We start from the raw sequence: 25,597 nt of genomic DNA, 5'->3' as shown, positions 1-25,597 counted from the left end.
ATCACTGCGCGAAGGATAAGCAATGGCCAGCATGCCTGATATGATTTCCACCCACTGGATCGTATGGGGCATCGTGCTGTTCCTGATGAAACACCTGCTGGCCGATTTCGTCCTGCAGTCCAGCTGGATCGCCGGGGGAAAGCAACAGCGTGAAGGGTGGCTCGCCCCTCTGACCGTCCATGTCTCTCTGCACGCCGCGCTGACGGGCCTGATCTTGTCGATTCTGGCGCCCGGACTGGTCTGGCTGGCGCTTGTCGATTTCGTCGTGCACTTCACCATCGACCGGACAAAGGTCATCATAGAGCAGCGTTACGAATTCAAGGCTTCCCAGGCCCGCTACTGGTGGCTGTTCGGCACCGACCAGACACTGCACCACCTCACCCATCTGGGGTTCGCGGTGATCCTCGCCGCCAACAAATCCATGTGACAGCTAGGCCGACTGCTCGGCGGCGGCTTCCTTCAGGATCCAGTCGCGAAACGCCACCAGCGGTGGGTAGCTTGCGCGCTCCCGGGTATAGGCCAGGTAATAGTGCTCCCGGCTCTCGATCTCGCGATTGACCGCAGGAACCAGGTCGCCGCGTTCGAGCTCATCACGAAACAGGAATACGGGCAGAAGCGCGACGCCGAGCCCCCCGATCGCGGCCTGGGATGCGGTGGCAAACTGATCGAACAACATGCCGTGAACCGTTTCGAACGAGACCCCGTTCGCCGATAACCAGCGTTCCCAGGCATCAGGCCGCGTCGTCAGGTGCAGAAGCGGGACGCCGAGAATGTCGGCAGGCTCTTCGAGCTTGTGAGCCCGCTTGAATTCCGGACTGCAGACCGGAATGGTCGTCTCCCCGCGAAGCAGGGTGAGCTCGGCACCCGGCCAGGCCGGCTCGCCGAAATGGATTGCCGCATCGATCGTGTCGAGCCGGAAGTCGAAAGGTGACAGGCGCGTGATCATGTTGATCGTAATGCCCGGATTGGCGGACAGGAAGTTGTTCAGTCTCGGGGCGAGCCACCGCGCGCCGAAGGTCGGCAGGATCGCCAGGTTGAGCGTTCCGCCATGCGGATTGGCCCTAAGGTTGAGCGAGGCGCTCGAAATACGCCGGAGCGCCTCGCGGATCTCGCGGGCATAGCCATCACCCGCGACCGTCAGGCGGATCGTCTGGCGTTCGCGCAGGAACAGCTCCACACCAAGCTGATCCTCGAGCGCCTTGATCTGCCGGCTGACGGCACTCTGGGTCAGATCGAGCTCGCGTGCCGCTGCCGTAATGCTGCCGGTTCGCGCCGCAGCCTCGAAGGCGGCCAGCAGCGACAGGGAGGGAAGGAAACGCCGGGCCGGCAGCATGTTATACCTCGACGGAATGAACTCTTGAGAAATTATCGTTGGAATGGGTTAGTTTCGTCTTCTAGATTTCGCAAGACTTTACGTTTCGGAATGACGCGCGAAAACGGCGTCCCTTCGTTGCCCCCTTCGCGGGGTGCGCCCCAGGGAGACCGGAAGGCCGCGCGACCCGCCGGACGAACGCGTCTTTTACGGCTACCCCCGGCCGCTCCTGAGGAAGACATCATGCTGAACGACAATCGCTCCCACGGCCTGTGGGAAAAGACCGCTCCCGCCGCTCCCGTGACACCGCCGCTTTCCGGTCGCGTCGATGCAGACGTCGTCATCGTCGGCGGCGGCTATACCGGTATCTCGGCGGCACTTCATCTGGCCGAAGCAGGCACCAGGGTCGTCGTTCTCGAGGCCACCGAGATAGGTTTCGGCGGCGCTGGCCGCAATGTCGGCCTGATCAACGGCGGCATGTGGGTCATGCCCTCCGAGATACCCGGCGTTCTCGGACCGGTCTACGGCGAACGCGTCCTGGACCTGCTCGGCAACGCGCCGCTCCTGGTGCGCGCACTGGTCGAAAAACATGACATTGCCTGCGAGATCGAAAAGAACGGCACGCTGCATTGCGCCGTCGGCGAAGCCGGTCTCAAGGAAATCAAGGAACGTTGCAGCCAGTGGGCGGCGCGTGGCGCGGATGTTCGCATCCTGTCGGCCGAAGAAACGGCGAAGCGCATCGGCACCACTGCCTATGCCGGCTCGTTGCTCGACATGCGCGCCGGCACGCTCCAGCCGCTGGCTTACGTTCGGGGGCTCGCCAAGGCGGCAATCGCCGCGGGCGCGAAAATCCACACCGGCAGCGCTGCGGTTTCGACCGAGCGTGATGGAAGCCGCTGGGTGGTGAAGACGGCGGGCGGGTCGGTGTCGGCCGACTGGATCGTCGTGGCCTCCGAATACTATTCGACCGGCCCGTGGGAGGCCGTCCGCAAGGAGCAGGTTCTGCTGCCCTACTTCAACTTTGCCACCAAGCCGCTCCCGGCCGACCTGTTGAAGAAGATCCTGCCGGGACGCGAAGGCTGCTGGGACACCAAGGAGGTCCTGTCCTCGTTCCGCATGGACAAGGCCGGCCGCCTCGTGTTCGGCAGCTGCGGTGCGCTGCGCAACACCGGCTTGCCGATCCACCGCGCCTGGGCCAAACGGGCCCTGAAGAAGCTCTTCCCCGAGCTCGGCGATGTGGAATTCGAGACAGAATGGTATGGCCGCATCGGCATGACCGACGATGCCATTCCGCGTTTCCACAAGTTCGGACCGAATGTCGTGGGCTTCTCGGGCTATAACGGCCGCGGCATTGCGCCGGGCACCGTTTTCGGTAAGACACTGGCCCGACATATCCTCGGCGAACTTGGCGAAGCGGATCTGCCGCTGCCCGTCCGGGACGTCGTCGAAGCCCCACTTCGCAATCTGAAGGGCGCCTATTACGAGGCCGGCGCCCAGATCGCCCATTTCGCCGGCGCGCGCTTCTGAACCGGAAGCACGACACGCCAGACACCCCATAACGGAACACCTGATATCACTGGAAGGAACACCATGACCCTTGCCAACCTGAACTTTTCGGCCGAAGTGGCCGCCATCATGGGCCGCCTAGGCGTCCCGGCCGCCAGCCTTTCCGGCGGCACGCTCGCCGTACGCTCGCCGATCAACGGCGAGAAGATCGCCGCCGTTGCCGAGATCAGCGCTGCCAACACGAAGGCTGCGATCGAAGCCGCCCACGAGGCCTTCCTCGAATGGCGTCTGGTTCCGGCGCCGAAGCGCGGTGAACTGATCCGCCTGCTCGGCGAAGAACTGCGCGCAGCAAAGGACGACCTCGGCCGCCTGGTTTCGATCGAAGTCGGCAAGATCACCTCCGAGGGCCTCGGCGAGGTTCAGGAAATGATCGACATCTGCGACTTCGCCGTCGGCCTGTCGCGCCAGCTCTACGGCCTGACGATCGCCACCGAGCGCTCCGAACACCGCATGATGGAAACCTGGCACCCGCTCGGCGTGACCGGTATCATCTCCGCCTTCAACTTCCCGGTCGCCGTATGGTCGTGGAACTCGGCGCTCGCGCTGGTCTGCGGCAACTCCACGATCTGGAAGCCGTCGGAAAAGACCCCGCTCACCGCCATCGCCACCCAGGCCATCTTCGAGAAGGCCGTCAAGCGCTACGTCGCCGATGGCGGCAAGGCTCCGGCCAATCTCTCGACTCTGCTGATCGGCGGCCGTGACATCGGCGAAATCCTCGTCGACAACCCGAAGGTCCCGCTGATCTCGGCAACCGGCTCGACCGCCATGGGTCGCGCCGTCGGCCCGCGGGTCGCTTCGCGCTTCGGCCGCTCGATCCTCGAACTCGGCGGCAACAACGCCGCGATCGTCTGCCCGACCGCCGACCTCGACCTGACGCTGCGCGGCGTCGCCTTCGCCGCCATGGGCACCGCCGGTCAGCGCTGCACCTCGCTGCGCCGCCTCTTCGTCCATGAGAGCGTCTACGACACGCTCGTGCCGCGCCTGATCAAGGCCTACGGTTCGGTCACGATCGGCAACCCGCTCGAAACCGGTACGCTGATCGGCCCGCTGGTCGACAAGGGCGCATTTGACCGCATGCAGCATGCGCTGGAGGCAGCCAAGGCAGCCGGCGGCAAGGTTTCCGGCGGCGACCGTGTGAATGCCGGCGAAGCCTCGGACGCCTACTATGTCCGCCCCGCCCTCGTCGAAATGCCGAGCCAGACCGGCCCGGTCATCGAGGAAACCTTCGCGCCGATCCTCTACGTCATCAAGTACAAGGAATTTGATGACGCGCTGGCACTGAACAACGACGTTCCGCAGGGCCTGTCGTCCTCGATCTTCACCAACGACCTGCGCGAAGCGGAAGCCTTCGTGTCGGACCGCGGCTCGGATTGCGGCATTGCAAACGTCAACATCGGCCCGTCCGGTGCCGAGATCGGTGGCGCGTTCGGTGGCGAAAAGGAAACCGGCGGTGGTCGCGAATCCGGCTCGGACGCCTGGAAGGCCTATATGCGCCGCGCGACCAACACGATCAACTTCGGCAAGACGCTCCCTCTCGCGCAGGGCGTCAAGTTCGACGTGGGCTGATCCCCGTTCTATCGGTGAGGGAAGCCGCGCGGTTCGAAGAACCCCGCGGCTTTCTTTTGGTCATGTCCGCTGACCTTTAAGACCAAGGTTCGATCCGTCGCTCTGGCCTTCACCCAAGGAATCGGCGAAGCTGCGCCCGTGAAAGCAGCACCCGCTGGAGGGCGAATGGACATTCACGACCAGACCGCGGTTACGGCTTTCCTGAGCAGCGCCGCGAGCTATGGCGAGACGGGCGACGTCAAGATCATCGAGACGCACATCTCGCTGGTTTTCCTGATCGACGGTCGGGCCTTCAAGCTCAAACGCGCGGTCAAGTTGCCTTACGTGGATTTCTCGACCTATGACCTGCGCCTCCACTATTGCCTTCGTGAAGTCGAGCTGAACGGGCGTGCAACGCCGGATCTCTATCTCGGGATCCGCCGCATCACGCGTGAGGCCGACGGGAGCCTGGTTTTTGACGGAGAAGGCGAGCCGCTTGACGTCGTGGTCGAGATGACCCGCTTCGCCCAGCATGACCTGTTCGACCGGATGGCTGCCGAAGGCAAGCTGGACATCCCGCTGATGGAAGAGACCGCACGTATGATCGCGGCCGTCCATGCGACGGCGCCGGTTGTCCATGCCGGCAGCGGCTCGGCAAACATGGGCGGCGTCCTCGACATCAACGAGGCAGGCTTTGCCACGAGCCACGTCTTTGTGGACGAAGACGTCGAAAGGCTCACCGGCGCGTTCCGTCGGGCCTGGCAAGAGCGCATCGCTCTGATGGATCGCCGCGAGGCAGGCGGCATGGTCCGCCTCTGCCATGGCGACCTGCACCTGCGAAACCTCTTCATGAGCCCCGCCGGACCGCGCATGTTCGATTGCATCGACTTCAACGACCAGATCGCGACGGTCGACGTGCTCTACGATCTGGCCTTTCTGCTCATGGATCTCTGGCATCGCGGCTTCCCGCCTTTCGCCAATGTCGTGATGAACCGCTATCTGGACATTACCGGAGATGACGGTGGCTTTGCCTTGCTGCCCTTCTTCATGGCAGTCAGGGCCGCGGTGCGCGCGCACGTGACCGCGACCCAGATCGAAGAGTCCGGCAAACCTAGCCAGGATCTCCTGAGAGGCGCGAAGGGCTATTTCGACTTCGCCGCCGAACTGCTGGGAAGAGGCGAACCGAGGCTGGTGGCGATCGGCGGATTGAGCGGATCAGGAAAATCCACGCTCGCGGACGCCCTCGCCCCGCATCTCGGCAAGGCGCCCGGAGCAAGGCTTCTCGAAAGCGACCGACTGCGCAAGGCGATGTTCCAGGTCGCCCCCGGCGAGCGCCTGCCGCTGGACGCATACCGGCCCGAGGTGTCGCGCAGGGTCTATGACAAAATGGCCGACCGCGCCCGGATCGTGGTCGCCGGCGGAGGCACAGCTCTCGTCGATGCCGTGTTCGACCGCTCTGAAGATCGCGCCATGATCGAGGCCGTCGCGGTCGAGCTCGGCATTCCCTTCACGGGGATCTGGCTGGAAGCAGATGCAGCGACCCTGAAGGCCAGAGTGGCAACCCGTCCCCAGGGGCAATCCGACGCAACAACCGACGTCCTTGAACGTCAACTGGCCAAGGATGTCGGGGAGATCACCTGGCGCCGGCTTGCATCCGCCACCTCTCTCGAAGCCTTGAGGGAGGCAGCGCTGCGGCTGATCGGCTCACCAGCGACGGCAGACCGCTGAACGACGGAAGAGAACGAAGCATCACTCCTTAGCTCCGAGGCCTCGGACACCCAGGCCGGAGCCTGCCGCAGTTCGGCACCCCGGCTCACTTGAACCGGACCGGCAGGGACAGGTAGTTCGGCACGCCAGCCGGCGGAGCTGGCAGTGGCGAGGAACGCCGAACCATTGCTGCTGCGACCTGATCGAGCGAGGCATCGCCGGAGGAACTCCTCGCCGACACCGAAAGGACATTGCCTGACTTGTCGAAGGTGATGTGCAACTGAACCATTGACGTCTGCGCGATCGTTCTCGAAAGGGACTTGGCGCGGCGCGCGATATGGGCCCGCACCCGATCCCGCCATTTGGCCGGCGACACATTGCTGCCGCTGCCGCTGGTCGTCTGCTGTGCAGCGGTCCGATTGGACTGCTTGACTTCGGCCTTGGCTTGCAGTGCGGCCTTTGAAGCCGGCGGCGCTGGGACCTTGGGTCTCGAAGCCTTCTTCCTCTCCGGCTTCTTTTGGGGCTTTTCCTCGACCGGCTTCGGCAGAGGCGGCCGCACGACCGGGATCGGCACGGCGACATTCTCGAGCTGAGCCATCACCAACTGCTCGATCGGATCGACCGCCTCGGCCATTTCCGGCAGAGGCTCATGCAGCGGCGGCGGTTCGACCACCGGTTCTGGAAGGGCTTCCGCTACCTCTTCCACCGGCGGCTCCGGCAGCGGCTGAGGCACGGGTTCGGGCGGCGTCTCCTTGACCGGCACCGGAGCAGGCTCATGCGAGGCGGTCTTGATCTCCTCGGCATCGACCACGTCGGGAACGTTCTGCTCCTCGTCAACGGCCACGGCTTCGGGTTCGGGTTCGGGCGCAAGCTCGATCATGATCGCGGCTGGCGGCGCCGTATCGGCCAGCTCGGTTTCCGGCTGCTGAAGCAGGAGTGCGACCGCGCCTGCATGCACGGCTGCGACGCAAAGGGCGGCACTCGTCCAGAGCAGCAGTTCCCCGGCAGTCCGGGCACGGGACTTCTGGGAAAGATGAACGCTCATTGCGCCACCCCTTCGTTCGAGGCCGGGGATTGAGGAGAAGGCAGGGTCTCCAGCCCGACCAGCGCGATCTTCAGGTAACCGGCATCCCGCAACAGGTTCATCACCTCCATGAAGGCGCCGTAATCCACGGCCTTGTCGGCGCGCAGGAAGATGCGGGCGTCCTTGTCACCCTTGGTCAGGCTGTCGAGATCGGCTGCAAGCGCTTCCCGTGCCACCGTCTCGTTGCCGAGCGACAGGCTCATGTCTTCCTTGAGAGTCACATAGACCGGCTCTTCCGGCCGCTCGGCTGGCTTTGCGGTGGAGGCCGGCAGGTCGACGCTGACGTCGACGGTCGCGAGCGGCGCCGCGACCATGAAGATGATCAGCAGCACCAGCATCACGTCGATGAAGGGTGTGACGTTGATCTCGTGGTTTTCTGCGAGTTCGTCGCCTGAGTGGTTTTCGCGAATGCCGCCGGCCATGATCGGTTACTCCGCAGCGATCGGCTGAAGGACGCCCTGCCCGTCGCGCGGCACGCGGCGATAGTCGAGGTCACGGCTCACCAGCCGCTCGATGCCGGTGGCGGCATCGGCCAACAGCTGGCGATAGCCGGTCACGGAGCGGGCGAAGACATTGTAGATGATGACTGCCGGAATGGCGGCGACCAGGCCGATCGCGGTCGCCAGCAGCGCCTCGGCGATGCCCGGCGCCACGACGGCAAGATTGGTCGTCTGCGATTCCGATATGCCGATGAACGAATTCATGATGCCCCAGACGGTACCGAACAGGCCAACGAAGGGAGCCGTCGAACCGATGGTGGCCAGCACGCCGGTACCCTTGGAAATCTGGCGTCCGGCGCGCACCTCGATCCGGGCGAGTCCCGACGCGACACGCTCCTTCACACCCTCTCCGCCGGCATGGTCGATCGCGGCGTCGGACAGGCGGATCTCCTCGCTCGCGGCGCAGACCATCGCGGCGACCACGCCACCACGTCCCTCCATGCGTGACAGCGCATGCGCGAGCGTCGGGGCAGCGGCAATGGCTTTCAGCCCCCGAAATGCGCGGAAACGCGCACCTGTCAGCTGCACGGTCTTGGCGAGCCAGACGGTCCAGGTGACGAGCGAGGCAAAGGCAAGCGAGATCATTACCGACTTGACCACCCAGTCGGCAGCCATGAACATGCCGAGCGGCGACAGGTTGTGCGGCAGGTCCTCACGGGTGACGCCCGTGCTTTCGGGAGTGTCGATCTGAACCGCGGAATTGATGGCGTCGGGCGCACTCGGCGCGACAGTGTCGACCGAAGACGACTGTGCGGCCCGCGAACCGCCATCACTTGTGGCCGGGGACTGAACCGGAGCCGCGGCCTCGGAGCCGGGCGCTACCGCCGGAGATTGCGGCTGGACGACGATCGGATCGGCAGGCGCCGTCTGCAGGGCTGCAGGTACAGCCGGTGCCGCATCCTGCGCCAATGCCGCACCAGATGTGAGGGCGAGAAATCCGCCGAGGGCAAAGGCCACGGTGGAAGGTCCCGAATGACGGGGAAACATTGGGAGCTCCTTTTGTGGCAAAAAAACACTGAGACACAGGGCATTGACCGCACGGCGGCACGCCGACGATCCGCCCCAACGCTTCTTCGATAATAAACTTGAGTGTGATTGACAAGTAATAAGCCGGCGCCCCGCGAAAAAACTTGATTGGAATTCGCATCTTTTTTCGCGCGACTGCGCTTGCGGCTTCACACCGCAACATGCCTTGATCATTGTCAAAGCACTGCAATCGCGTGGTGGTTATCGTTGACAACATAGAGGTGCAACCAAGCCCTTCGCGCCAGACCGTCATTTAAGAACGCAACCAGGGAGAGTCTTCATGTCCAAAGTCGCTGAATCCATCGCATGGTTCGAAACCCTGGGGCGCCATGACGTTCCCCGCGTGGGCGGCAAGAACGCCTCGCTCGGAGAGATGGTGCAGACCCTCGCCGCGAAGGGCATTCGTGTGCCACCGGGCTTCGCGACGACTGCCGACGCCTACTGGCACTACGTCGGGGCCAACAGGCTCACAGATCGAATGACGGCCTTCATCGCGGACTGGGAAGCAGGCAAGGCGACCCTTGCCGAAACAGGTCAGGCGATCCGCAACATCTTCCTGAAGGGCGACTGGCCCGCCGAAATCGAGACTGCGATCCGCGCCGCCTATCGCGAACTGTCGAAACGTGCGGGCGTGGATGAGGTCGAGGTCGCCGTGCGGTCGAGTGCAACCGCAGAAGACCTGCCTGATGCGAGCTTCGCCGGCCAGCAGGAGACCTTCCTGAACATCAAGGGCGAAACCGCGCTGATCGACGCTTGCCGCCGCTGCTATGCATCGCTCTTCACCGATCGCGCCATCAGCTACCGCAAGGCCAAGGGCTTCGATCACATGAAGGTGGCGCTGTCGATCGGCGTGCAGCAGATGGTGCGTTCGGACATCGGCGGATCGGGCGTCATGTTCTCGATCGACACCGAGACGGGTTTCGACAAGGTCGTCCTCATCAACGCCGCCTGGGGGCTCGGCGAGAATGTTGTCCAGGGCGCAGTCGACCCCGACGAGTATCAGGTCTTCAAGCCCCTGCTGGGAGATGCGAAGCTGACGCCAATCATCGAAAAGAAGAAGGGCGCCAAGGACATCAAGATGATCTATGCGGTCGGGGAGAAGCCGACCCGCAACGTGCCGACCTCGAAGGCCGAACGCGCCGCCTGGGTCCTGAGTGATCCGGAAATCGTCGAACTCGCCCGCTGGGCCGCGACGATCGAAACGCATTATGGTTGCCCGATGGACATGGAATGGGCACGCGACGGCAAGACCGGAGATATGTACATCGTGCAGGCCCGTCCGGAGACTGTCCAGGCACGCCGCGGCGCCGGCGCCTTCAAGACCTATACCATCGGCAACAAGGGCAAGGTCCTGACCAAGGGCCTGTCGATCGGCGACGCCGTCGCAAGCGGTCAGGTCTGCCTGATCGAGACCGCCAGGGACATCGACCGGTTCATCGACGGCTCCATCCTGGTCACCCAGACCACCGACCCGGACTGGGTGCCGATCATGAAGCGTGCTGCCGCGATCGTGACCGATCATGGCGGGCGAACCTCGCATGCCGCGATCGTCAGCCGTGAACTGGGGCTCCCCGCAGTCGTCGGGACGGGCAATGCGACCGAAATACTGCACACGGGCCAGGATGTGACGATTTCCTGCGCCGAGGGCGACGAAGGCTTCGTCTACGAAGGCATCGCCGACTACTCCGTGGAGGAACTGGACGTCACAGATCTCCCGGAAACCAGAACCAAGGTGATGTTGAACCTCGCCAACCCCGGTTCTGCCTTCCGCTGGTGGCGGATGCCGGCCGACGGCATCGGTCTTGCCCGCATGGAATTTGTCGTATCGAACGCAATCCGCGTCCACCCGATGGCCCTTGTCCACTTCGACAAGCTGAAGGACGAGGAGGCCAGGGCGGAGATCGCAGCCCTCACCGCTGGCTACGACAGCAAGCCGGACTACTTCGTCGACAAGCTGGCGCGCGGATTGGCGCGCCTTGCCGCGGCCGTCTATCCGAAACCGGTCATCGTTCGCATGAGCGACTTCAAGACCAACGAATATGCTGGTCTCGTCGGCGGTGCGGAATTCGAGCCGGCGGAAGAAAACCCGATGATCGGCTTCCGCGGCGCCTCCCGTTACTATTCGCCCCGCTATCGCGAAGGTTTCGCGCTCGAATGCAAGGCGATCAAGCGCCTGCGGGACGAAATGGGCTTCACCAATGTCGTCGTGATGATCCCGTTCTGCCGTTCGGTCGGCGAGGCGGACAAGGTGCTTGGCGTCATGGCCGAAAACGGTCTCAAGCGCGGTGAGAACGACCTTCAGGTCTACGTGATGTGCGAAATCCCGTCGAATGTCATCCTGGCGGCCAAGTTTGCCGACCGTTTCGACGGCTTCTCGATCGGCTCGAACGACCTCACCCAGCTGACCCTCGGCGTCGATCGCGACTCCGGCGAACTCGCCGACCTCTTCGACGAACAGGACGAGGCGGTCAAATGGATGATCGAAAAGGTCATTTCCGAGGCCAACAAGGCCGGTGCCAAGATCGGTCTCTGCGGCCAGGCTCCGAGCGATCATCCGGAATTTGCCGAGTTCCTCGTGGAATGCGGCATCGACTCCATGTCGGTCAGCCCCGACAGTTTCATCGCGGTGAAACAGATCGTCGCGCAGGCTGAAAAAGCAAAAGCAGGACGCGGCTGACCGCTATTCTTTGAAAACGGTGCGGACAATTACTCCGCACCGTTTGATTCGAGTCAAAACATTCCGGCAAAAGCCTTGTATCGTGATATTGTTCAAATGACCGCGGTGCGTGCATAGCAACGGCCACGGGTTTCCTACGCAGACAGAGTAGCCTTTTCCAACGCCATAAGGCGAACGGGCTTTCACGCCCGCAATTATCGGGAGGATGCCATGCGTTACATGAGATCATTCATCACTGCGACTGCCATTTCACTTCTCATGCTGCCGGCCGCGGGCCATGCGGGCGGCACCGTGGAGGTTCTTCACTGGTGGACGTCCGGCGGCGAGGCGAAGGCCGTCGGCACGCTCAAGGAAGCCTTCGAGAAGCAGGGCGGGAAATGGGAGGATTCGCCGATCGCTGGCGGCGGCGGCGATGCTGCCATGACGGCCCTGCGCGCCCGTGTCATGGCCGGCAACCCGCCGGCGGCCGTCCAGCTGAAAGGCCCCGGCATTCAGGAATGGGCCGAACAGGGTGGTTTGGCCGACGTCGAAGACGTGGCCTCGGCAGAAAAATGGGACAGCGTCCTGCCGCCATCGCTCGCCGAAATCATGAAGTACCAGGGCAAGTATGTGGCAGCGCCGGTCAACATCCACCGCATCGACTGGATGTGGATCAATCCGGCAGTCCTGGCCAAGGTCGGCGCGGAGGTGCCGAAGACCTGGGACGAGTTCAATGCCGTCGCCGACAAGCTGAAGGCCGCAGGCATCACGCCACTCGCCCATGGCGGACAACCCTGGCAGGACGCCACCGTCTTTGAAACCATCGTGCTCAGCATGGGAGCGGATTTCTATCGCAAGGCGCTCATCGAGCTCGACGAACAGGCACTGACCGGCGAGACGATGATCAAAGTCTTCGACCAGCTTCGCAAACTGCGCGGTTATGTCGATCCCGGCTTTTCTGGCCGCGACTGGAACCTCGCCACCGCGATGGTCATGAACGGCGAGGCTGGCTTCCAGATCATGGGCGACTGGGCCAAGGGCGAATTCCTCGCGGCCGGCAAGGTGCCGGGCAAAGACTTCCTCTGCGCCCCGACCCCGGGCAACGGATACAGCTTCAACACCGACAGCTTCGCCTTCTTCAAGGTCGAAGGCGCCGACCGTGTTGAGGGTCAGAAGGTGCTGGCCAGCCTGATCATGTCGCCCCAGTTCCAGGAAACCTTCAATCTGGCCAAGGGCTCGATCCCGGCGAGAACCGACATCAAGCTCGACAAGTTCGACAGCTGCGCGCTCAAGTCCCACGAAGACCTGACTGCGGCCGTGAAGAACAACACCTTCGTGCCGTCCATGGCGCACGAGATGGCCGTGCCCCGGACCGTGCGCGGGGAGTTCCTGGATTTGGTCACCAACTTCTTCAACTCGGACATGAGCTCGGCCGACGCGGCCAAGGCTCTCGCCGCGGCTGCAAAGCGGGCCCAATAGGCTGACGCACCATAAACTACGGGATCCGGTCCAACGGCCGGGTCCCGAACGATCCGGAGGGAGTAGAGCCGGACCGGATGCTAACATGCGGGAGGAAGTGAGGGAGGGGGCTGATGATGAACCCGAAGAGCCGGCGCGTGGCCGTGGACCGCTTCGTCGAGCGCTGGCTGCCGCAGATCGTGGTATCGCCGATCTTTGCGACGAGCCTGCTGTTCGTCTACGGCTTCATCGCCTGGACCGTCTACATCTCCTTCACCAAGTCCGGGGTGATGCCGAACTATACGCTTGTCGGCTTCGCGCAGTATGTCCGCCTCTGGAGCACGCCACGCTGGTTGGTGGCGCTGGAAAACCTCTTCGTTTTCACCAGCCTGTTCATCATCGGCTGCATGTTGATCGGCCTCGTGCTGGCCATTCTCCTGGACCAGCGCATTCGCGCCGAGGGCGTGATCCGCACCATCTATCTCTATCCGATGGCGCTCTCCTTCATCGTCACCGGCACCGCCTGGAAATGGATCCTGAACCCGACACTCGGGATCGAGAAGATCGTTCAGGATCTCGGATTTCCGGGCTTCAATTTTGACTGGCTGGTCGACTCGAACATGGCGATCTACACCATCGTCATAGCCGGGGTCTGGCAATCCTCCGGCTATGTGATGGCGCTCTTCCTTGCCGGCCTCCGCTCGGTCGATGACGAGATCATCAAGGCGGCGGCCATCGACGGCGCCGGCCCCTTCCGCACCTATTGGAGCATCATCCTGCCGATCGTGCGACCGGTCTTCTTCTCGTCCTTCATCATCCTCTCGCATCTGGCGATCAAGAGCTTCGATCTGGTCATGGCACTGACCGGCGGCGGACCGGGTTATGCCACCGACATGCCCGCCACCTTCATGTACTCCTTCGCCTTCCAGAGAAGCGAACTGGGAACGGCAGCGGCAAGTGCCGTCATGATGCTGGTGACCGTAACCGCCATCTTCGTACCCTACCTCTATTCTGAACTGAGGAGGCCGGCCAGATGAGCAGAACGTCCGTCTCCGGCATCGTCCGCCCGAAGGGCCTGAAGAACAGCCTGCTACGGCTGCTGCTCTTCGCGATACTCGGGCTGTTCTGCCTCTATTATCTGATGCCCCTGTTCGTCATGATCTCCACTTCCCTGAAGTCCCTGGAGGAAATCCGGACCTCCTCGCTGATCAGCCTGCCGAAGGAAGTGACCTTCGCAGCCTGGGAAAAGGCCTGGAACGCGGCCTGCGTCGGCGTCCGGTGCACGGGTCTCCAGCCTTACTTCATGAACTCGGTGCTGATGGTCCTGCCCGCGCTGTTCATTTCGACGCTGCTCGGGGCGATCAACGGTTACGCGCTGACGAAGTGGCGGTTTCCCGGCGCCGATATAATCTTCGCCCTCATGCTTTTCGGTTCGTTCATTCCCTACCAGGTGGTCCTGCTGCCCATGGCCCGCATGCTGGGCTATTTCGGTCTCGCGGGCAGCGTCTACGGCCTGATCCTGGTGCACACGGTCTACGGGCTCGCCTTCACGACCCTGTTCTTCCGTAACTTATTCGTCACCGTCTCGGACGGCATCGTCCAGGCCGCCAAGATCGACGGAGCCGGCTTCTTCGGCATCTTCTTCGGGGTCCTCCTTCCGATGGCCCCGCCCACTATCGTCGTCACCGTCATCTGGCAGTTCACCCAGATCTGGAATGACTTCCTGTTCGGCGTCGCGTTCACGGTCGGCGACAGCAATCCGGTGACCGTCGCGCTCAACAACATCGTCGCGACCTCCACCGGGGTGAAGGAATACAATGTCGACATGGCCGCCGCGATCATCGCCGCCTTGCCCACGCTTCTGGTCTATGTGGTGGCCGGCAAATTTTTCGTCCGCGGCCTGGCCGCCGGCGCGGTGAAGGGATGAGCGCATGGCAAGAGTGGAACTCAGCAAGGTCTGGAAGAAGTTCGGCCCGGTCGAAGTCATCAAGGGCGTCGACCTCAGCATCGACGACGGGGAGTTCGTCGTTCTCGTCGGCCCCTCCGGCTGCGGAAAGTCGACCCTCCTCAACATAATCGCCGGACTGGAAACGCTGACCAGCGGCGAGGTTCGGATAGGAGACCAGGTGGTCAATGACGTGCCGCCGCGGGATCGCAACATCGCCATGGTGTTTCAGTCCTACGCGCTCTACCCGACCAAGACGGTCCGGGAAAACATCACCTTCGGCATGCAGACGCGCGGGATAGCGGAGAGCGAACAGAACCAGGCCGTGTCCGGGGTCTCGCAACTGCTGCATATCGAGCAACTTCTCGATCGCAAGCCGGGCCAGTTGTCCGGCGGCCAGCGCCAGCGCGTGGCCATGGGCCGCGCACTCGTGAGGAACCCCGACGTATTCCTGTTCGACGAACCGCTCTCCAATCTCGATGCCAAGCTGCGCATCGAGATGCGCACCGAGGTGAAGAAGCTTCACCTGCGCCTGGGCAAGACCACGATCTACGTGACCCATGACCAGATCGAGGCCATGACACTGGCCTCGCGCATCGCGGTGATGGACAACGGCCATGTTCGCCAGTTCGGCACGCCTGAGGAGATCTACGAAAACCCGGTGGACCTCTTCGTCGCCGGGTTCATGGGCTCCCCTTCGATGAACATCGTCACCGGCCGGGTGGTGGACGAGAACGGGCTCGCGATCGCCGTCGGCGACGAGGAAGGAACGATCCTGTTCAGGACGGGGCCGGAACAGGCGGCAAAGCTGCGGGGTCGGGAAGGCGAAGAGATCCACCTCGGCCTCCGCCCCGAGACGATAACCCATGTCGGCGCCCATGGTGCACCCGACTCCGACCTCTTCGTGTTCGAACGGGTGGTGGACGTGGTGGAGCCGACCGGTCCCGACACCATGCTGGTCTTCACGCTTGGCGGCGTCGAGGCTATTGCCCGCGTCCGACCCGAGGAGCGCGTCAAGCCCGGCGAGATGTTCCGCTTCGAGGTCAACATGGCGAAGGCCAAGCTGTTCGACAGCCGGACCGGCCTGAGACTCTAGCCTGCGGTCAGGCAAGCACGGGCGAAGATCAGCCCTTGTTGGTCTCGTAGAGTGAAAGCACGTCCGCGCGTCGGCAAAGATCGGTGCCGGAGGTCATGACGGTCGCCGCGCCGGCAGCAAGGCCAAAACGGAACGCGTCACCGATCTCGTGGCCCTCGGCGAGCGACCATGCCATCGCCGCGACGAAACTGTCGCCCGCCCCGACGGCAGACTGGACGGGAACCTCGATCGCCGGGACGCGGTGAATGCGCTCGGCATCGACCAGAATTGCGCCGTCTGCACCCAGCGTGACCGCAATAAACTGAGCGGCACCACGCCTGATGATTTCCTGGGCGGCAGCGCCTGCATCCTCGTGGCCGACCTTGCGTCCAACAAAGCTCTCCAACTCGCCAAGGCTCGGCTTGACAAGGAAGACCTTGGCCCTCGCCAAGGTCGTCTGAAGCGCATCGCCAGACGTGTCGAGGATGAAGCGGGCATTCTTTCGTTCGGCGATCTCGGCCATACGGGCATAGGTGTCGTCCGACACGCCGCGCGGCAGGCTCCCGCTGGCAATGATGTACTCCGAATGGGAGTTTTCGAGGAGATCGAAGACCGGCGCGAGTTCTGCTTCGCTGACCAGCGGCCCTTCTGGGACGAAGCGGTATTCGAGATTGGTGGAAATCTCGCGAACGTTGTAGGCAATGCGCACCGGATCATGGATCTTCAGCGGCACCTGCCTGATGTTCAGAGGCTTGAGCATGGCCTCCAGCAACTCGCCCGTGGCGCCTCCAGACAAATAGATCAGCTCGCAGTGCCCTCCCAGCTCGGCGATGACGCGCGCGACATTGATGCCGCCGCCGCCCGGATTCTGGCGCTGGTTGTGCGTACGCGTCTTGTGCGTATGGCGAACGGTTTCGGCCTCGCTGGAGATATCGATGGCCGGATTGAGGGCAATGCAAAGGATTCTGGACATGCCGGAACCTAACGCCCTCCGATGACAAATCCAAGACGTGCCTGCAGAGCGGATGAGCGAAAGAAAGCGTCGGCGCAGAGTGCCGGAGTTCGTTCCCTGCCGCCTGCATGGCGGCCTCGCTCAACGAGCCGCCTGCCAGATGCCCTCTCCGGCCCTGGTGAGCAGCGGTGTCGAAAAGACGCCGAACGTCCTCTCCGGCCAGTCACTGCCCAAGGCTGAAATCGGCTCCTTCCAGCGTTCCGTCTGCAGCATGGCAGCACCAAGCGCCACGGGATTGATGCCGAGCGCTTCCAGAAGCGTAAGGCCGGAAACCATCGACGCTCCGCTGGACATGACGTCGTCCACCAGAGCGACGCGACGCCCCTGAAGCAACGGGAGCATGCGCGGATCGGCAAAGAGCCTCTTCTGTTGGTGGGGCGTCGTGATCGAACTCATCGGCACGGAGAGCTCATCGAGATACCAGAACTTGCGCGACGTGCCGAACGGGACATAACGATCGTGACCAAGCTTCTGGGCGACGGCTGCCGCCAGCGTGAGGCCAAGTGTCGGCAGACCGACGATGACCTCCGGCTCGGCGGGACGCAGCTTGTCGGCGAGGTTGGCCGCGAGCGCGTCAAGCACGCCGAAACTTGCCTGGTTAATGATAAGGGAGGCGATCCCATGGGTTCCGTCAGCGAGAGCCCGGATCGGCAACAGAACCTGTCGGCCGTCGTCCAGCATCGCCGGATAGCTCGCACCATAGGGACCTGTCGTGTCAAAACTCCCGGGCGGGTAAATGCTTTGCCAGTAGTCATGCGCGTGCATCGCAGGTCCTTTCCACCGCGCGTCGGGGACGCTTTGTTGCCAGTTCATTGCAAGCCGGCGCTGCTTTGGCAACGTAGGGCGAGAGTTCGTTCAGCAACTCTTGACGAACCGTCACGATTTGGCGGTTGTCTTTGCCCGATTGCACATTACCTTTGCATGGACTTCACCGCGGGCACAAAAGGCCTCAAGGACACAGGAACACGCATGTACACCGGTATCGTTCAGGCGGTGGCCCCGGTCACCGACATCATCCGTCATGACGGATATACGGAATTCCACGTCGAGTTTCCGGCTCGACTGGTCGAGGGGCTGCAGATCGGCGGCAGCGTCTCGGTCGAGGGCGTCTGCCTTTCGGCAACCTCCATCCGGGGCAATACGGTCACCTTCGATGCGATGGACGCAACGCTTTCGCGGACCAATCTTTCGGACCTCAAGGTCGGTGACGGCGTGAACCTTGAACGGTCGGCAAAACCGACCGACGAGAACGGCGGCCATGCGATCGCAGGTCATATCGCGACCACCGCGACGCTCGTTGGCTCAAAGAGCGAGATGCCCGGCGCCCACATCCGCTTTTCCGTACCGGAGGATTGGGCGAAGTACATTTTTCCGCGCGGCTTTCTCGCGGTCAACGGCGCAAGCCTGACGGTCGCCGAAGCCGAAGGCAATGTGTTCCAGATCAACCTCATTCCTGAGACGCTGCGCCAGACCACATTCCCTCGCTACACGGTCGGCGACAAGCTGAACATCGAGGTGGACCACCAGACGATGGTCATGGTGGATGTCGTGGAACGAACCCTGACCCGTCTGTTGGACAAGCGTCATTAACGATCTCAGTGGCTCGGACGCAACGCCGTCCACGGCCTTTCGCTGATCAGCGAAATCAGGATCTTGACATAGTCGGCCGGCTTCTGTGCGCAGAGACCGGCCGGAATTCCCTTGGCGGCGATCTCGGCCAGGGGAGAGCCTGAGACGATGCGAAAAGGGATACCCCTCTGGCGAAGCCGGTCCACAACCGGTGTTACAGCACCATCCCGCACCTGGAAGTCAAGAATTGCCACGGAAATCTCTTCCGTTTCGAGAATGTCGAGCGCGTCACTGACAGTCTCTGCAGTGACCACGTTGACGCCCACGCGCGAAACGCTGTCGGCTGCGTCCATCGAAATGAAGACGTCATCCTCGACGATCAGGACGGTATCTGCGGGCATGCTGCGGTTGTTCTTGAACATGGCAAATCTCCTTTGTCCGGAGAACGCTCGCCATCCATCTTTGTTCATATTTTACTAAATTCACATCCATGATGGTAAACAAATTCTGAACGATCGCATGCGGCCTATTCGCCTTCTTTCCACCATCTGCCAGATGCCATGGAAGCATCACCTGGAACCTATATCGACTGGCTGCGTTTTCATCCGGTCATGAAGATGGGAGAAAGACCATGCAGATCGTTGATACACAGATTCACCAGGACGTGGGCGGCGTTCCGGGCTTCACGGTCGAGTTCGTCGGCGATGGCGGAGAGGTCGTCTCCGTTCGCATGAAGCAGGGAAGCTCAGATCAGCTGAACCGCGAGAATGCCTTGGAGAAGGCACGGGTACTCCTGTTGCAGGTCGGATCCTTCGACGGAGCGGGTGACCGGTTCGACAAGGCGGAAAACGACCAAGGCAAGGATACGATCTCCGATGCAGTCCTGAGCGCCCGTCGCGCGCAGGACGAGGCAGAATTGGAGGCCCAGGTCGATGAAGGACTGCTGGACACATTTCCCGCAAGCGATCCTGTCTCCGCCACCTATTCATCGACGCCGGGCGCGAAGAAAAGCCACTAGTCACATCGTCTACAAGAAACGCGCCGGTCGCCGCCGGCGCGTTTCCTGACTGAGGCCCACAGGATTGCCCATGACCTTAGCCCCATATTTTGCCACCGAAACGTGGTTGCCTCTCACAGTCATCATTCTGAGGTTACTGGTCGCGATGCTGTGTGGAGGGGCGATCGGCTACGAGAGGGAGCGGAAGAACCGGTCCGCGGGTCTGAGAACTCATATTCTAGTTTGCCTGTCGAGCGCGATCGTTGCGATCCTGACCATCGAGATAGCCCATCACGACGCCTTTCAGGGTGAATCTGCCCGGATCGACCCTCTTCGTCTCATCGAGGCCATTACGGCGGGCGTTGCTTTTCTCGCTGCTGGTCTGATCGTGTTTTCCAAGGGCGAGGTGCGCGGACTGACAACCGGCGCAGGTCTTTGGTTTTCCGGAGCCATCGGCCTGGCGTCCGGTCTTGGCTTCTGGCAGATCAGTCTCCTCGCTACCGCTTTCGCACTTGTTGTTCTCTGGCTCTTGCACGCTGTTGAGGCGCGTTTCTGCAACCGTGCGGAAGATCCCGGTCCTCACCCCGAGTGATTGGGCGCCCCACATCGAACGCTCCTTGCCTCGCAACCGTCAGTGCTTCGCCACGTGTTCCGGCTTGCCCTTGCGTTTTGTCGAGGCGAGTTCCTCGAGTTCTTTTTCCGTCATGGAATCGTGCATCTCTTTCGATGCACCCTTCAATGCGCTCTTTCCTGTCTCGCCACGCTTCACGGCGAGCGCAGCGCCGGCTGCCTTTTGCTGGGCTTTCGATTTAGCGGGCATGGAGACCTCCTTCAAAGGGTAATGGCTGCATAAACACGAAACCGCGGTCGCCGAACTTGGTTCCCGCGACGCTTGCGACAGGGACGAACAGGACAAGGGGAACAAACCTCGTCGTCGAGGATTTATGCAGCGCAGCATGAAGTGACGAGGACCCTCCCGATGGATGCCAGAACGAGAGCAATCGACGTTAAAGCCGGTGACTGGCGATCACTTGGTGCGCATCATGACGGCGAGGGAACCAATTTCGCTCTCTTTTCCGCCCATGCCGAACGCGTGGAACTGTGCCTCTTTGACGAGAGCGGCAAAACCGAAGTGGCACGGGTAGAGCTTCCCGAATTCACCAACGAGGTGTGGCACGGCTACTTGCCGGACGTAAAGCCGGGCACCCTGTACGGCTATCGCGTCCATGGTCCATATGACCCGGCCAACGGTCATCGCTTCAATCCCAACAAGTTGCTGCTTGATCCCTATGCGCGCGAGATTGTCGGAGACATCCCGTGGTCCAATGCGCATTTCGGCTACGACATCGACAGCGTCGAGAAGGATCTTTCATTCAGCAAGCTCGACAGCGCGGCGGCGATGCCGAAATGCCGCGTCATTGATCCCAGGGAAAGCCGGGAATACGACGGCAATCCGTCCGTCGCCTGGGCCGATGCAATCGTTTACGAAACGCATGTGAAGGGGTTCACGCAACTCAACCCGGCAATCCCCGAGAACCTGCGCGGCACCTTCGAGGGACTCGGCCACAAGGCTGCCGTCGACTACATCAAATACCTCGGCATCACGTCGGTCGAGCTCTTGCCGATCCATGCCTTTCCCGATGACAGTCACCTGCTCGACAAGGGACTGCGCAACTATTGGGGCTATAACACGATCGGTTTCTTTGCGCCCGCCGGTCGCTATTACGGCCCGAATGGCCTTAAAGGTTTTCGCGACATGGTCCGCGCGTTCCACGATGCCGGCATCGAGGTGATCCTCGATGTCGTCTACAACCACACCGCCGAAGGCAACGAACTCGGCCCGACCCTTTCCTTCAAGGGTATCGACAATTTTTCCTACTACCGGACATTGCCGGACAATCATCGCTACTACATCAACGACACAGGCACCGGAAACACGGTCAACACATCACATCCTCGCGTCCTGCAGATGGTGATGGATTCTCTCCGTTACTGGGCGCAGGAAATGCACGTTGACGGCTTCCGTTTCGACCTTGGCACCATCCTGGGCCGAGAACCGGAGGGTTTCGACCAGCGGGGCGGTTTCTTTGATGCAGTGACCCAGGACCCCGTGCTGTCACGGGTCAAGCTGATCGGTGAACCGTGGGACATCGGCCCGGGAGGCTATCAGGTCGGGGGCTTTCCACCCGGCTGGGCGGAATGGAACGACAAGTATCGCGACTCGGCGCGCGAGTATTGGCTGAACGGCGACAATTGCGCTCCCGACTTCGCGGCCCGGCTTCTCGGTTCCGGCGACATCTATGATCAGCGAGGACGCCGTCCCTGGGCCAGTGTCAACTTCGTTACCGCCCATGACGGGTTCACCCTGAACGACCTGGTTTCCTATGACCAGAAGCACAACGAGGCGAATGGCGAAGACAACAATGACGGCCACAACGGAAATCGAAGCCACAACTACGGCACCGAAGGCCCGACCGACGACGAGGGCATAAATTCGCTGCGCGAGCGGCAGAAGCGCAACTTCCTCGCGACGCTCTTCTTCTCCCATGGAACGCCGATGCTGCTCGCGGGCGACGAATTCGGTCGATCACAGATGGGCAACAACAACGGCTATTGCCAGGACAGCGAGATCAGCTGGCTCCACTGGGAGAACCTGCCAGCCGGTTGCGACGCCTTGCGGGAGTTCACCAAACGGCTGATCGAACTCCGCAAGCAGCAACCTTTGCTGCGCCGCGCCAACTGGCGCGACGGCATGGTCATCGACTGGTACAACGTCGACGGCGGAGCGCAGTTGCCCGAGCATTGGCTCGATGGCAACCCGCTGGCATTGAAGCTGCTACGCGACGATCTAGAGGGCCGTGACGGCATCTGGCCCGAACTGTTGTTGCTCTTCAACCCGGTCGACGCGGACATCGGCTTCAATCTTCCGAAGACCGGCGGCGGAGATTGGCAGCTGGAACTGACGACGAGCGACCCGACGCGAAACGGGGACATTGCGGTCGAAGGCAACGAATACGTTCTGACGGCTCGCTCCCTCGCCCTGTTCCGCCGCACCTAGATCACGGCAGGACGCCGAAGGTCAGGAGACTGCGACGGCAATAACCTCGAAGTCGTAGAGTACGCCCGCGAGTACAAGCCTGCGCGCCGAGATCAACACCGGGATCACGTCTCCGTTTGCATTGCGGATTTCCGCGCGTTCGCCGGAATATCCCCCGCTCTTATCCAGTTTTTCGAGGCGGCGCGCGCGCGCATCGTTGCCAATGACGAGCCCGGAGGACACCATTTCATGCCCCCGGATCTCGTCCCAGGATTTTCCGACGAGATCGAGGTAGGCCTTGTTGACGCGAACGTAGCGTGAGCTGTTCCGGCCGATCGTCGAAATCGAGAAGGCGACGGGCGAAAGGTCGAAAAGCGCCTGGATGAGGGAGTCCGAAACGCCTTCCGTAACAGCGGGGTTGCCGACCAGCGCGTCCAGCTCATCGAGTTCGCTGCTTGGCGGCATCTCGTAATCGATCGGCAGTGAAGCCTCGTCACGCAGCACGGCGACCATGCGCCAAATGTCCACCTCGAGGAACAGGGCCTTGTGCTCATCGGCAATATCTCCCAGCTTGAGCGGAACCGCACGCGCGGCCGCCTCCAGCCGTGCGGTTTCCCCAGACGAACTGGCCGAAGCCGCCAATCCGCGCAATGCCTCGGTCGCCATCTTGTGCACGATGGAATAGGCTTCCTCCAGCATGGCGCGCCGCGCCTGCTCGAGCATGACATCGATCAGCGTGGCGTCCTCGGCCGTGGGCAACCGGTCAAGAATACGCCAGACACGGGCTTCCTCCGGACTCTCCCATGTCTTCGGCGTGCCCCGCGGGGCAAATCGGATCAGCGCCAGCAGGGTGTCAGTCCGAAGCCGGTCGGTATCGAAGGGAACATTGCGGCCCTGTTCGTTCGACGTTGCCGTCAGTCGTGCCGGTCCGCCATTATCGTCAAAGAATAACGAAATCTCTTCGACATCCGCCGGGAGGTCCAGCCACGGATGCTCGCTCCTGAAAGCGGCGAGGACGTCCTTGTCCATAACGGCAACCGTGTACATCTTCTCTCCTCGTTACGGTTTCCGTGGGGCGCCAACTGAAGCCGTTTGCGCCCACGTCATTCTGCGACAGACCGCCACGTTTAAATCAACCATGACGGGCAGAGCATTTCATTCATGTCCCGTGACCACAAAGCACGACACGGGAGGGAAATTTGGCCGACGCCGTTCGACAGCATTCGAGCAGATGGCCAATCTCGATTTCACTGCCAAGGGGGCAAGCTCCGAAGAACGGTCTAGTTCCCTTAACGTTTTAGCGTCCGAAAAAATATATCGATTCTTGTAGGTATCTTGTCAGAATCGGAAATTTTTCGGTTAAATTGCTCGCGTTTATTGCGCCTGTTCTCTAACCGGTCGGCATCCCTCTCTCGGCGATGGCTACCGCGTCGCATTCAGCTTGCACGCCTCCAGACCGGTTGGATCAGCGATCGAGCCTGGTCAGATGCCGTCTTACGCGGGAGAACGAAACGGCCGATCAGCTCCCGCAGCTTGGAGGCCTCCGTTGCAAGATTTGTCAACGCGACATTCGACTGTTCGACCATCGCCACATTCTGCTGGGTGGCCTGATCCATGGCACAGAGCGCAGCACTCACCTCTGCCAAACCGGAGGATTGGACGCGCGCTGAGGACCAGATGGCATCCACGTGGGTATCGATCTGCTCGATGTAGCCGATGATCCCGCTCAACGCCTCCCCCGTGCTCTTGACCAGCCGCGCGCCCTCGCCGACTTCGGACGTCGCGTTCTCGATCAAAACCTTGATCTCCCGGGCAGCATTGGCGGAGCGCTGGGCAAGCTCGCGCACTTCCTGCGCGACGACGGCAAAGCCTTTCCCCGCATCGCCGGCTCTCGCGGCTTCCACACCGGCATTGAGTGCGAGCAGATTGGTCTGGAAAGCGATGTTGTCGATCACCCCGATGATGTCGACGATCTTCGAGGAGTGTTCCTCAATTCTCTCCATCGCCCGCGCGGTCGCCGTGACGACTGCAGTCGACTGCCCGGCAAAACGGTTTGCCTCTACACTGACGCGACGAACCTCTTCCGTGCGCAATGTGGACGCCGAAACGTTGGCAGTAATCTCGCCGAGTGCGGTCACCGTCTCATCCAGCGCGGCAGCCTGTTTTTCCGTGCGCTGCGACAGGTCGCGCGCTGCGTCGGAAATCTCGTTGGCGCCCCCGTCCATCTTCTCGACGGAATCGGCAATCACCGACAGTGCCTCGGCCAGGAAATCGGCAGAGCGATTGAAGTTGTCGCGCAGCGGTGCATAGGCGACCGGTATATCATCGACGATATGGTGGGTCAGATCCTTTTGGGCAATCGCACCGATCGCTTCGCCGAAGATGCGCCGAACGAAGCCTCGCTCAGCTTCTATCGCCTCGGTTTCCGCCTTCTTCTTCGCCGCCTCCGCCTCTTCGATGTAGACGGCGATCGCAAGATCCATGTCGAGGATGACGGCCTTGACCAGGGCCGAGATGGTCTTTGCCGTCTCGGCGTTGCTGGACTTGCGCTGGCCGAAGATCCCACTGGTCGTCGAAACCTTCTCCAGGACCGCCTCGACCAGACGCTCGAGGATCAGCGCGTAGCCGCCGATGTACCAGCGCGGCTCAAGACCGATGCGCGCATGCACGCTGCCGATCGCCTTGACCTTCTCGAAATAGTCGTCGGAAAAATCTCCCTTGGCGATATTCTTCCAGTGCCGGATCTGCGCATTCTTTGCGCGCTCGACGTGCTCGCCGGTCGGAAAGAAGCGCTGCACCTCCGACACCTGGGACAGGAGCCCGTAGAACTCGTCGAGAACGTCGGGGAGTTTCGCATCGAGCAGCGGCCCCACCTGCCGGATTCGTTCCGTCGCGCTCTTGTCGAGCTGCATGAATTCCAGACGTCGCGCAAGATCCGCGTAGCTTATCCCCGCCGGCCCCTGTTGATGACTTCCCGATATCACACCCCTCATCACACCCCCAAAAACTTGCGATCTGTCAAAATGAACAAACAATTAAGTCGGCAGGGCAAGATTTAGTATGTCAATAGTTTACGATGTTTTAAATTAGCGAGACTTTTGGTCATTT

General features: G+C 61.9%; 23 protein-coding genes. 13 read left to right on the top strand and 10 right to left on the bottom strand.

Annotated features, from left to right (window positions below; genetic code table 11):
- The first annotated feature begins 31 nt into the window (after positions 1-31).
- Positions 32-427, top strand: coding sequence for a DUF3307 domain-containing protein (locus tag ACX93L_RS21470; RefSeq protein WP_459406743.1), 396 nt, complete (start codon positions 32-34; stop codon positions 425-427).
- A 3-nt stretch (positions 428-430) separates the two neighbouring features.
- On the opposite strand, the gene ACX93L_RS21465 is transcribed toward ACX93L_RS21470, so the two are convergent.
- Positions 431-1,333 carry a LysR family transcriptional regulator gene (locus tag ACX93L_RS21465; protein ID WP_169594124.1) on the bottom strand — a complete coding sequence of 301 codons (903 nt, stop codon included), beginning with the start codon at positions 1,331-1,333 and terminating at the stop codon, positions 431-433.
- A 222-nt stretch (positions 1,334-1,555) separates the two neighbouring features.
- Between ACX93L_RS21465 and ACX93L_RS21460 the strand changes: the two genes are divergently transcribed.
- The 3 genes from ACX93L_RS21460 (at position 1,556) to ACX93L_RS21450 (ending at position 6,151) form a co-directional block, all read left to right on the top strand.
- Positions 1,556-2,839 (top strand): NAD(P)/FAD-dependent oxidoreductase, encoded by a 1,284-nt coding sequence (locus tag ACX93L_RS21460; RefSeq protein WP_169594126.1) that lies wholly within the window; start codon positions 1,556-1,558, stop codon positions 2,837-2,839.
- Positions 2,840-2,902: 63 nt separating this feature from the next.
- Positions 2,903-4,444: an L-piperidine-6-carboxylate dehydrogenase gene (amaB, locus tag ACX93L_RS21455; protein WP_459406742.1), complete on the top strand. Its 1,542-nt coding sequence runs from the start codon at positions 2,903-2,905 to the stop codon at positions 4,442-4,444.
- Between the two features lie 165 nt (positions 4,445-4,609).
- Positions 4,610-6,151, top strand: a complete 1,542-nt coding sequence (locus tag ACX93L_RS21450; protein WP_459406741.1) for a bifunctional aminoglycoside phosphotransferase/ATP-binding protein — start codon at positions 4,610-4,612, stop codon at positions 6,149-6,151.
- A gap of 85 nt (positions 6,152-6,236) precedes the next feature.
- Here the strand turns inward: ACX93L_RS21450 and ACX93L_RS21445 are convergent, their stop codons facing one another.
- The 3 genes from ACX93L_RS21445 to exbB are packed head-to-tail and all read right to left on the bottom strand — an operon-like array spanning position 6,237 to position 8,701.
- Positions 6,237-7,175: an energy transducer TonB family protein gene (locus ACX93L_RS21445; protein WP_459406740.1), complete on the bottom strand. Its 939-nt coding sequence runs from the start codon at positions 7,173-7,175 to the stop codon at positions 6,237-6,239.
- Positions 7,172-7,636, bottom strand: coding sequence for a TonB system transport protein ExbD (gene exbD / locus ACX93L_RS21440; RefSeq protein WP_459406739.1), 465 nt, complete (start codon positions 7,634-7,636; stop codon positions 7,172-7,174). The genes ACX93L_RS21445 and exbD overlap by 4 nt, the downstream gene beginning before the upstream one ends.
- Positions 7,637-7,642: 6 nt before the next feature.
- The gene (gene exbB / locus ACX93L_RS21435) at positions 7,643-8,701 is read right to left on the bottom strand and encodes a tonB-system energizer ExbB (RefSeq protein ID WP_459406738.1); all 1,059 of its coding nucleotides are present in this window, start codon (positions 8,699-8,701) and stop codon (positions 7,643-7,645) included.
- A 319-nt stretch (positions 8,702-9,020) separates the two neighbouring features.
- On the opposite strand from exbB, the gene ppsA reads away from it, so the two are divergent.
- From ppsA to ACX93L_RS21410, 5 genes are all read left to right on the top strand, one after another.
- A complete protein-coding gene (ppsA, locus tag ACX93L_RS21430) occupies positions 9,021-11,417 on the top strand; it encodes a phosphoenolpyruvate synthase (protein ID WP_459406737.1) in 2,397 nt (798 codons plus the stop codon).
- A 219-nt stretch (positions 11,418-11,636) separates the two neighbouring features.
- On the top strand, positions 11,637-12,875 hold the full coding sequence (locus ACX93L_RS21425) for an ABC transporter substrate-binding protein (protein WP_459406771.1): 1,239 nt from the start codon (positions 11,637-11,639) through the stop codon (positions 12,873-12,875).
- A 113-nt stretch (positions 12,876-12,988) separates the two neighbouring features.
- Positions 12,989-13,891, top strand: coding sequence for a carbohydrate ABC transporter permease (locus ACX93L_RS21420; RefSeq protein WP_459406736.1), 903 nt, complete (start codon positions 12,989-12,991; stop codon positions 13,889-13,891).
- The gene (locus ACX93L_RS21415) at positions 13,888-14,781 is read left to right on the top strand and encodes a carbohydrate ABC transporter permease (protein WP_459406735.1); all 894 of its coding nucleotides are present in this window, start codon (positions 13,888-13,890) and stop codon (positions 14,779-14,781) included. The genes ACX93L_RS21420 and ACX93L_RS21415 overlap by 4 nt, the downstream gene beginning before the upstream one ends.
- Before the next feature lie 4 nt (positions 14,782-14,785).
- Complete coding sequence (locus ACX93L_RS21410) at positions 14,786-15,895, top strand: ABC transporter ATP-binding protein (protein WP_459406734.1); 1,110 nt, start codon at positions 14,786-14,788, stop codon at positions 15,893-15,895.
- A gap of 28 nt (positions 15,896-15,923) precedes the next feature.
- Here the strand turns inward: ACX93L_RS21410 and ACX93L_RS21405 are convergent, their stop codons facing one another.
- Positions 15,924-16,847 carry a 1-phosphofructokinase family hexose kinase gene (locus ACX93L_RS21405; RefSeq protein ID WP_459406733.1) on the bottom strand — a complete coding sequence of 308 codons (924 nt, stop codon included), beginning with the start codon at positions 16,845-16,847 and terminating at the stop codon, positions 15,924-15,926.
- Between the two features lie 120 nt (positions 16,848-16,967).
- On the bottom strand, positions 16,968-17,651 hold the full coding sequence (locus ACX93L_RS21400; protein WP_459406732.1) for a phosphoribosyltransferase: 684 nt from the start codon (positions 17,649-17,651) through the stop codon (positions 16,968-16,970).
- A gap of 204 nt (positions 17,652-17,855) precedes the next feature.
- On the opposite strand from ACX93L_RS21400, the gene ACX93L_RS21395 reads away from it, so the two are divergent.
- Complete coding sequence (locus ACX93L_RS21395) at positions 17,856-18,476, top strand: riboflavin synthase subunit alpha (RefSeq protein WP_459406731.1); 621 nt, start codon at positions 17,856-17,858, stop codon at positions 18,474-18,476.
- Between the two features lie 5 nt (positions 18,477-18,481).
- Here the strand turns inward: ACX93L_RS21395 and ACX93L_RS21390 are convergent, their stop codons facing one another.
- Entirely contained in the window at positions 18,482-18,877 is a 396-nt protein-coding gene (locus tag ACX93L_RS21390) for a response regulator (RefSeq protein WP_459406730.1), read from the bottom strand.
- A 209-nt stretch (positions 18,878-19,086) separates the two neighbouring features.
- On the opposite strand from ACX93L_RS21390, the gene ACX93L_RS21385 reads away from it, so the two are divergent.
- Both ACX93L_RS21385 and ACX93L_RS21380 read left to right on the top strand, forming a co-directional pair.
- Positions 19,087-19,473 (top strand): hypothetical protein, encoded by a 387-nt coding sequence (locus tag ACX93L_RS21385; protein ID WP_459406729.1) that lies wholly within the window; start codon positions 19,087-19,089, stop codon positions 19,471-19,473.
- A 70-nt stretch (positions 19,474-19,543) separates the two neighbouring features.
- Positions 19,544-20,044, top strand: coding sequence for an MgtC/SapB family protein (locus tag ACX93L_RS21380; RefSeq protein ID WP_459406728.1), 501 nt, complete (start codon positions 19,544-19,546; stop codon positions 20,042-20,044).
- A 39-nt stretch (positions 20,045-20,083) separates the two neighbouring features.
- Here ACX93L_RS21380 and ACX93L_RS21375 read toward each other — a convergent pair whose 3' ends face one another.
- Positions 20,084-20,272, bottom strand: a complete 189-nt coding sequence (locus ACX93L_RS21375) for a DUF3008 family protein (protein ID WP_459406727.1) — start codon at positions 20,270-20,272, stop codon at positions 20,084-20,086.
- Between the two features lie 159 nt (positions 20,273-20,431).
- Here ACX93L_RS21375 and glgX point away from each other — a divergent pair, with 159 nt between their 5' ends.
- The gene (glgX, locus tag ACX93L_RS21370) at positions 20,432-22,510 is read left to right on the top strand and encodes a glycogen debranching protein GlgX (protein ID WP_459406726.1); all 2,079 of its coding nucleotides are present in this window, start codon (positions 20,432-20,434) and stop codon (positions 22,508-22,510) included.
- 21 nt (positions 22,511-22,531) lie between these two features.
- On the opposite strand, the gene ACX93L_RS21365 is transcribed toward glgX, so the two are convergent.
- Positions 22,532-23,536 (bottom strand): PAS domain-containing protein, encoded by a 1,005-nt coding sequence (locus ACX93L_RS21365; RefSeq protein ID WP_459406725.1) that lies wholly within the window; start codon positions 23,534-23,536, stop codon positions 22,532-22,534.
- Between the two features lie 389 nt (positions 23,537-23,925).
- Positions 23,926-25,482: a methyl-accepting chemotaxis protein gene (locus tag ACX93L_RS21360; protein ID WP_459406724.1), complete on the bottom strand. Its 1,557-nt coding sequence runs from the start codon at positions 25,480-25,482 to the stop codon at positions 23,926-23,928.
- Positions 25,483-25,597 lie beyond the last annotated feature (115 nt).

This window comes from Rhizobium sp. CAU 1783 (genome assembly GCF_054551725.1).
The sequence above is the reverse complement of the archived record's forward strand: the minus strand, read 5'-3'. Positions and strand labels throughout refer to the sequence as shown.

Coding starts and splice junctions, on each gene's coding strand:
- ACX93L_RS21390 (WP_459406730.1), bottom strand. CDS start 18,877: ATGTTCAAGAACAACCGCAGCATGCCCGCAGATACCGTCCTGATCGTC.
- ACX93L_RS21405 (WP_459406733.1), bottom strand. CDS start 16,847: ATGTCCAGAATCCTTTGCATTGCCCTCAATCCGGCCATCGATATCTCC.
- amaB (WP_459406742.1), top strand. CDS start 2,903: ATGACCCTTGCCAACCTGAACTTTTCGGCCGAAGTGGCCGCCATCATG.
- ACX93L_RS21360 (WP_459406724.1), bottom strand. CDS start 25,482: ATGAGGGGTGTGATATCGGGAAGTCATCAACAGGGGCCGGCGGGGATA.
- exbB (WP_459406738.1), bottom strand. CDS start 8,701: ATGTTTCCCCGTCATTCGGGACCTTCCACCGTGGCCTTTGCCCTCGGC.
- ppsA (WP_459406737.1), top strand. CDS start 9,021: ATGTCCAAAGTCGCTGAATCCATCGCATGGTTCGAAACCCTGGGGCGC.
- ACX93L_RS21395 (WP_459406731.1), top strand. CDS start 17,856: ATGTACACCGGTATCGTTCAGGCGGTGGCCCCGGTCACCGACATCATC.
- ACX93L_RS21470 (WP_459406743.1), top strand. CDS start 32: ATGCCTGATATGATTTCCACCCACTGGATCGTATGGGGCATCGTGCTG.
- ACX93L_RS21375 (WP_459406727.1), bottom strand. CDS start 20,272: ATGCCCGCTAAATCGAAAGCCCAGCAAAAGGCAGCCGGCGCTGCGCTC.
- ACX93L_RS21450 (WP_459406741.1), top strand. CDS start 4,610: ATGGACATTCACGACCAGACCGCGGTTACGGCTTTCCTGAGCAGCGCC.
- ACX93L_RS21445 (WP_459406740.1), bottom strand. CDS start 7,175: ATGAGCGTTCATCTTTCCCAGAAGTCCCGTGCCCGGACTGCCGGGGAA.
- ACX93L_RS21415 (WP_459406735.1), top strand. CDS start 13,888: ATGAGCAGAACGTCCGTCTCCGGCATCGTCCGCCCGAAGGGCCTGAAG.
- exbD (WP_459406739.1), bottom strand. CDS start 7,636: ATGGCCGGCGGCATTCGCGAAAACCACTCAGGCGACGAACTCGCAGAA.
- ACX93L_RS21425 (WP_459406771.1), top strand. CDS start 11,637: ATGAGATCATTCATCACTGCGACTGCCATTTCACTTCTCATGCTGCCG.
- ACX93L_RS21400 (WP_459406732.1), bottom strand. CDS start 17,651: ATGCACGCGCATGACTACTGGCAAAGCATTTACCCGCCCGGGAGTTTT.
- ACX93L_RS21410 (WP_459406734.1), top strand. CDS start 14,786: ATGGCAAGAGTGGAACTCAGCAAGGTCTGGAAGAAGTTCGGCCCGGTC.
- glgX (WP_459406726.1), top strand. CDS start 20,432: ATGGATGCCAGAACGAGAGCAATCGACGTTAAAGCCGGTGACTGGCGA.
- ACX93L_RS21385 (WP_459406729.1), top strand. CDS start 19,087: ATGCAGATCGTTGATACACAGATTCACCAGGACGTGGGCGGCGTTCCG.
- ACX93L_RS21380 (WP_459406728.1), top strand. CDS start 19,544: ATGACCTTAGCCCCATATTTTGCCACCGAAACGTGGTTGCCTCTCACA.
- ACX93L_RS21465 (WP_169594124.1), bottom strand. CDS start 1,333: ATGCTGCCGGCCCGGCGTTTCCTTCCCTCCCTGTCGCTGCTGGCCGCC.
- ACX93L_RS21460 (WP_169594126.1), top strand. CDS start 1,556: ATGCTGAACGACAATCGCTCCCACGGCCTGTGGGAAAAGACCGCTCCC.
- ACX93L_RS21420 (WP_459406736.1), top strand. CDS start 12,989: ATGATGAACCCGAAGAGCCGGCGCGTGGCCGTGGACCGCTTCGTCGAG.
- ACX93L_RS21365 (WP_459406725.1), bottom strand. CDS start 23,536: ATGTACACGGTTGCCGTTATGGACAAGGACGTCCTCGCCGCTTTCAGG.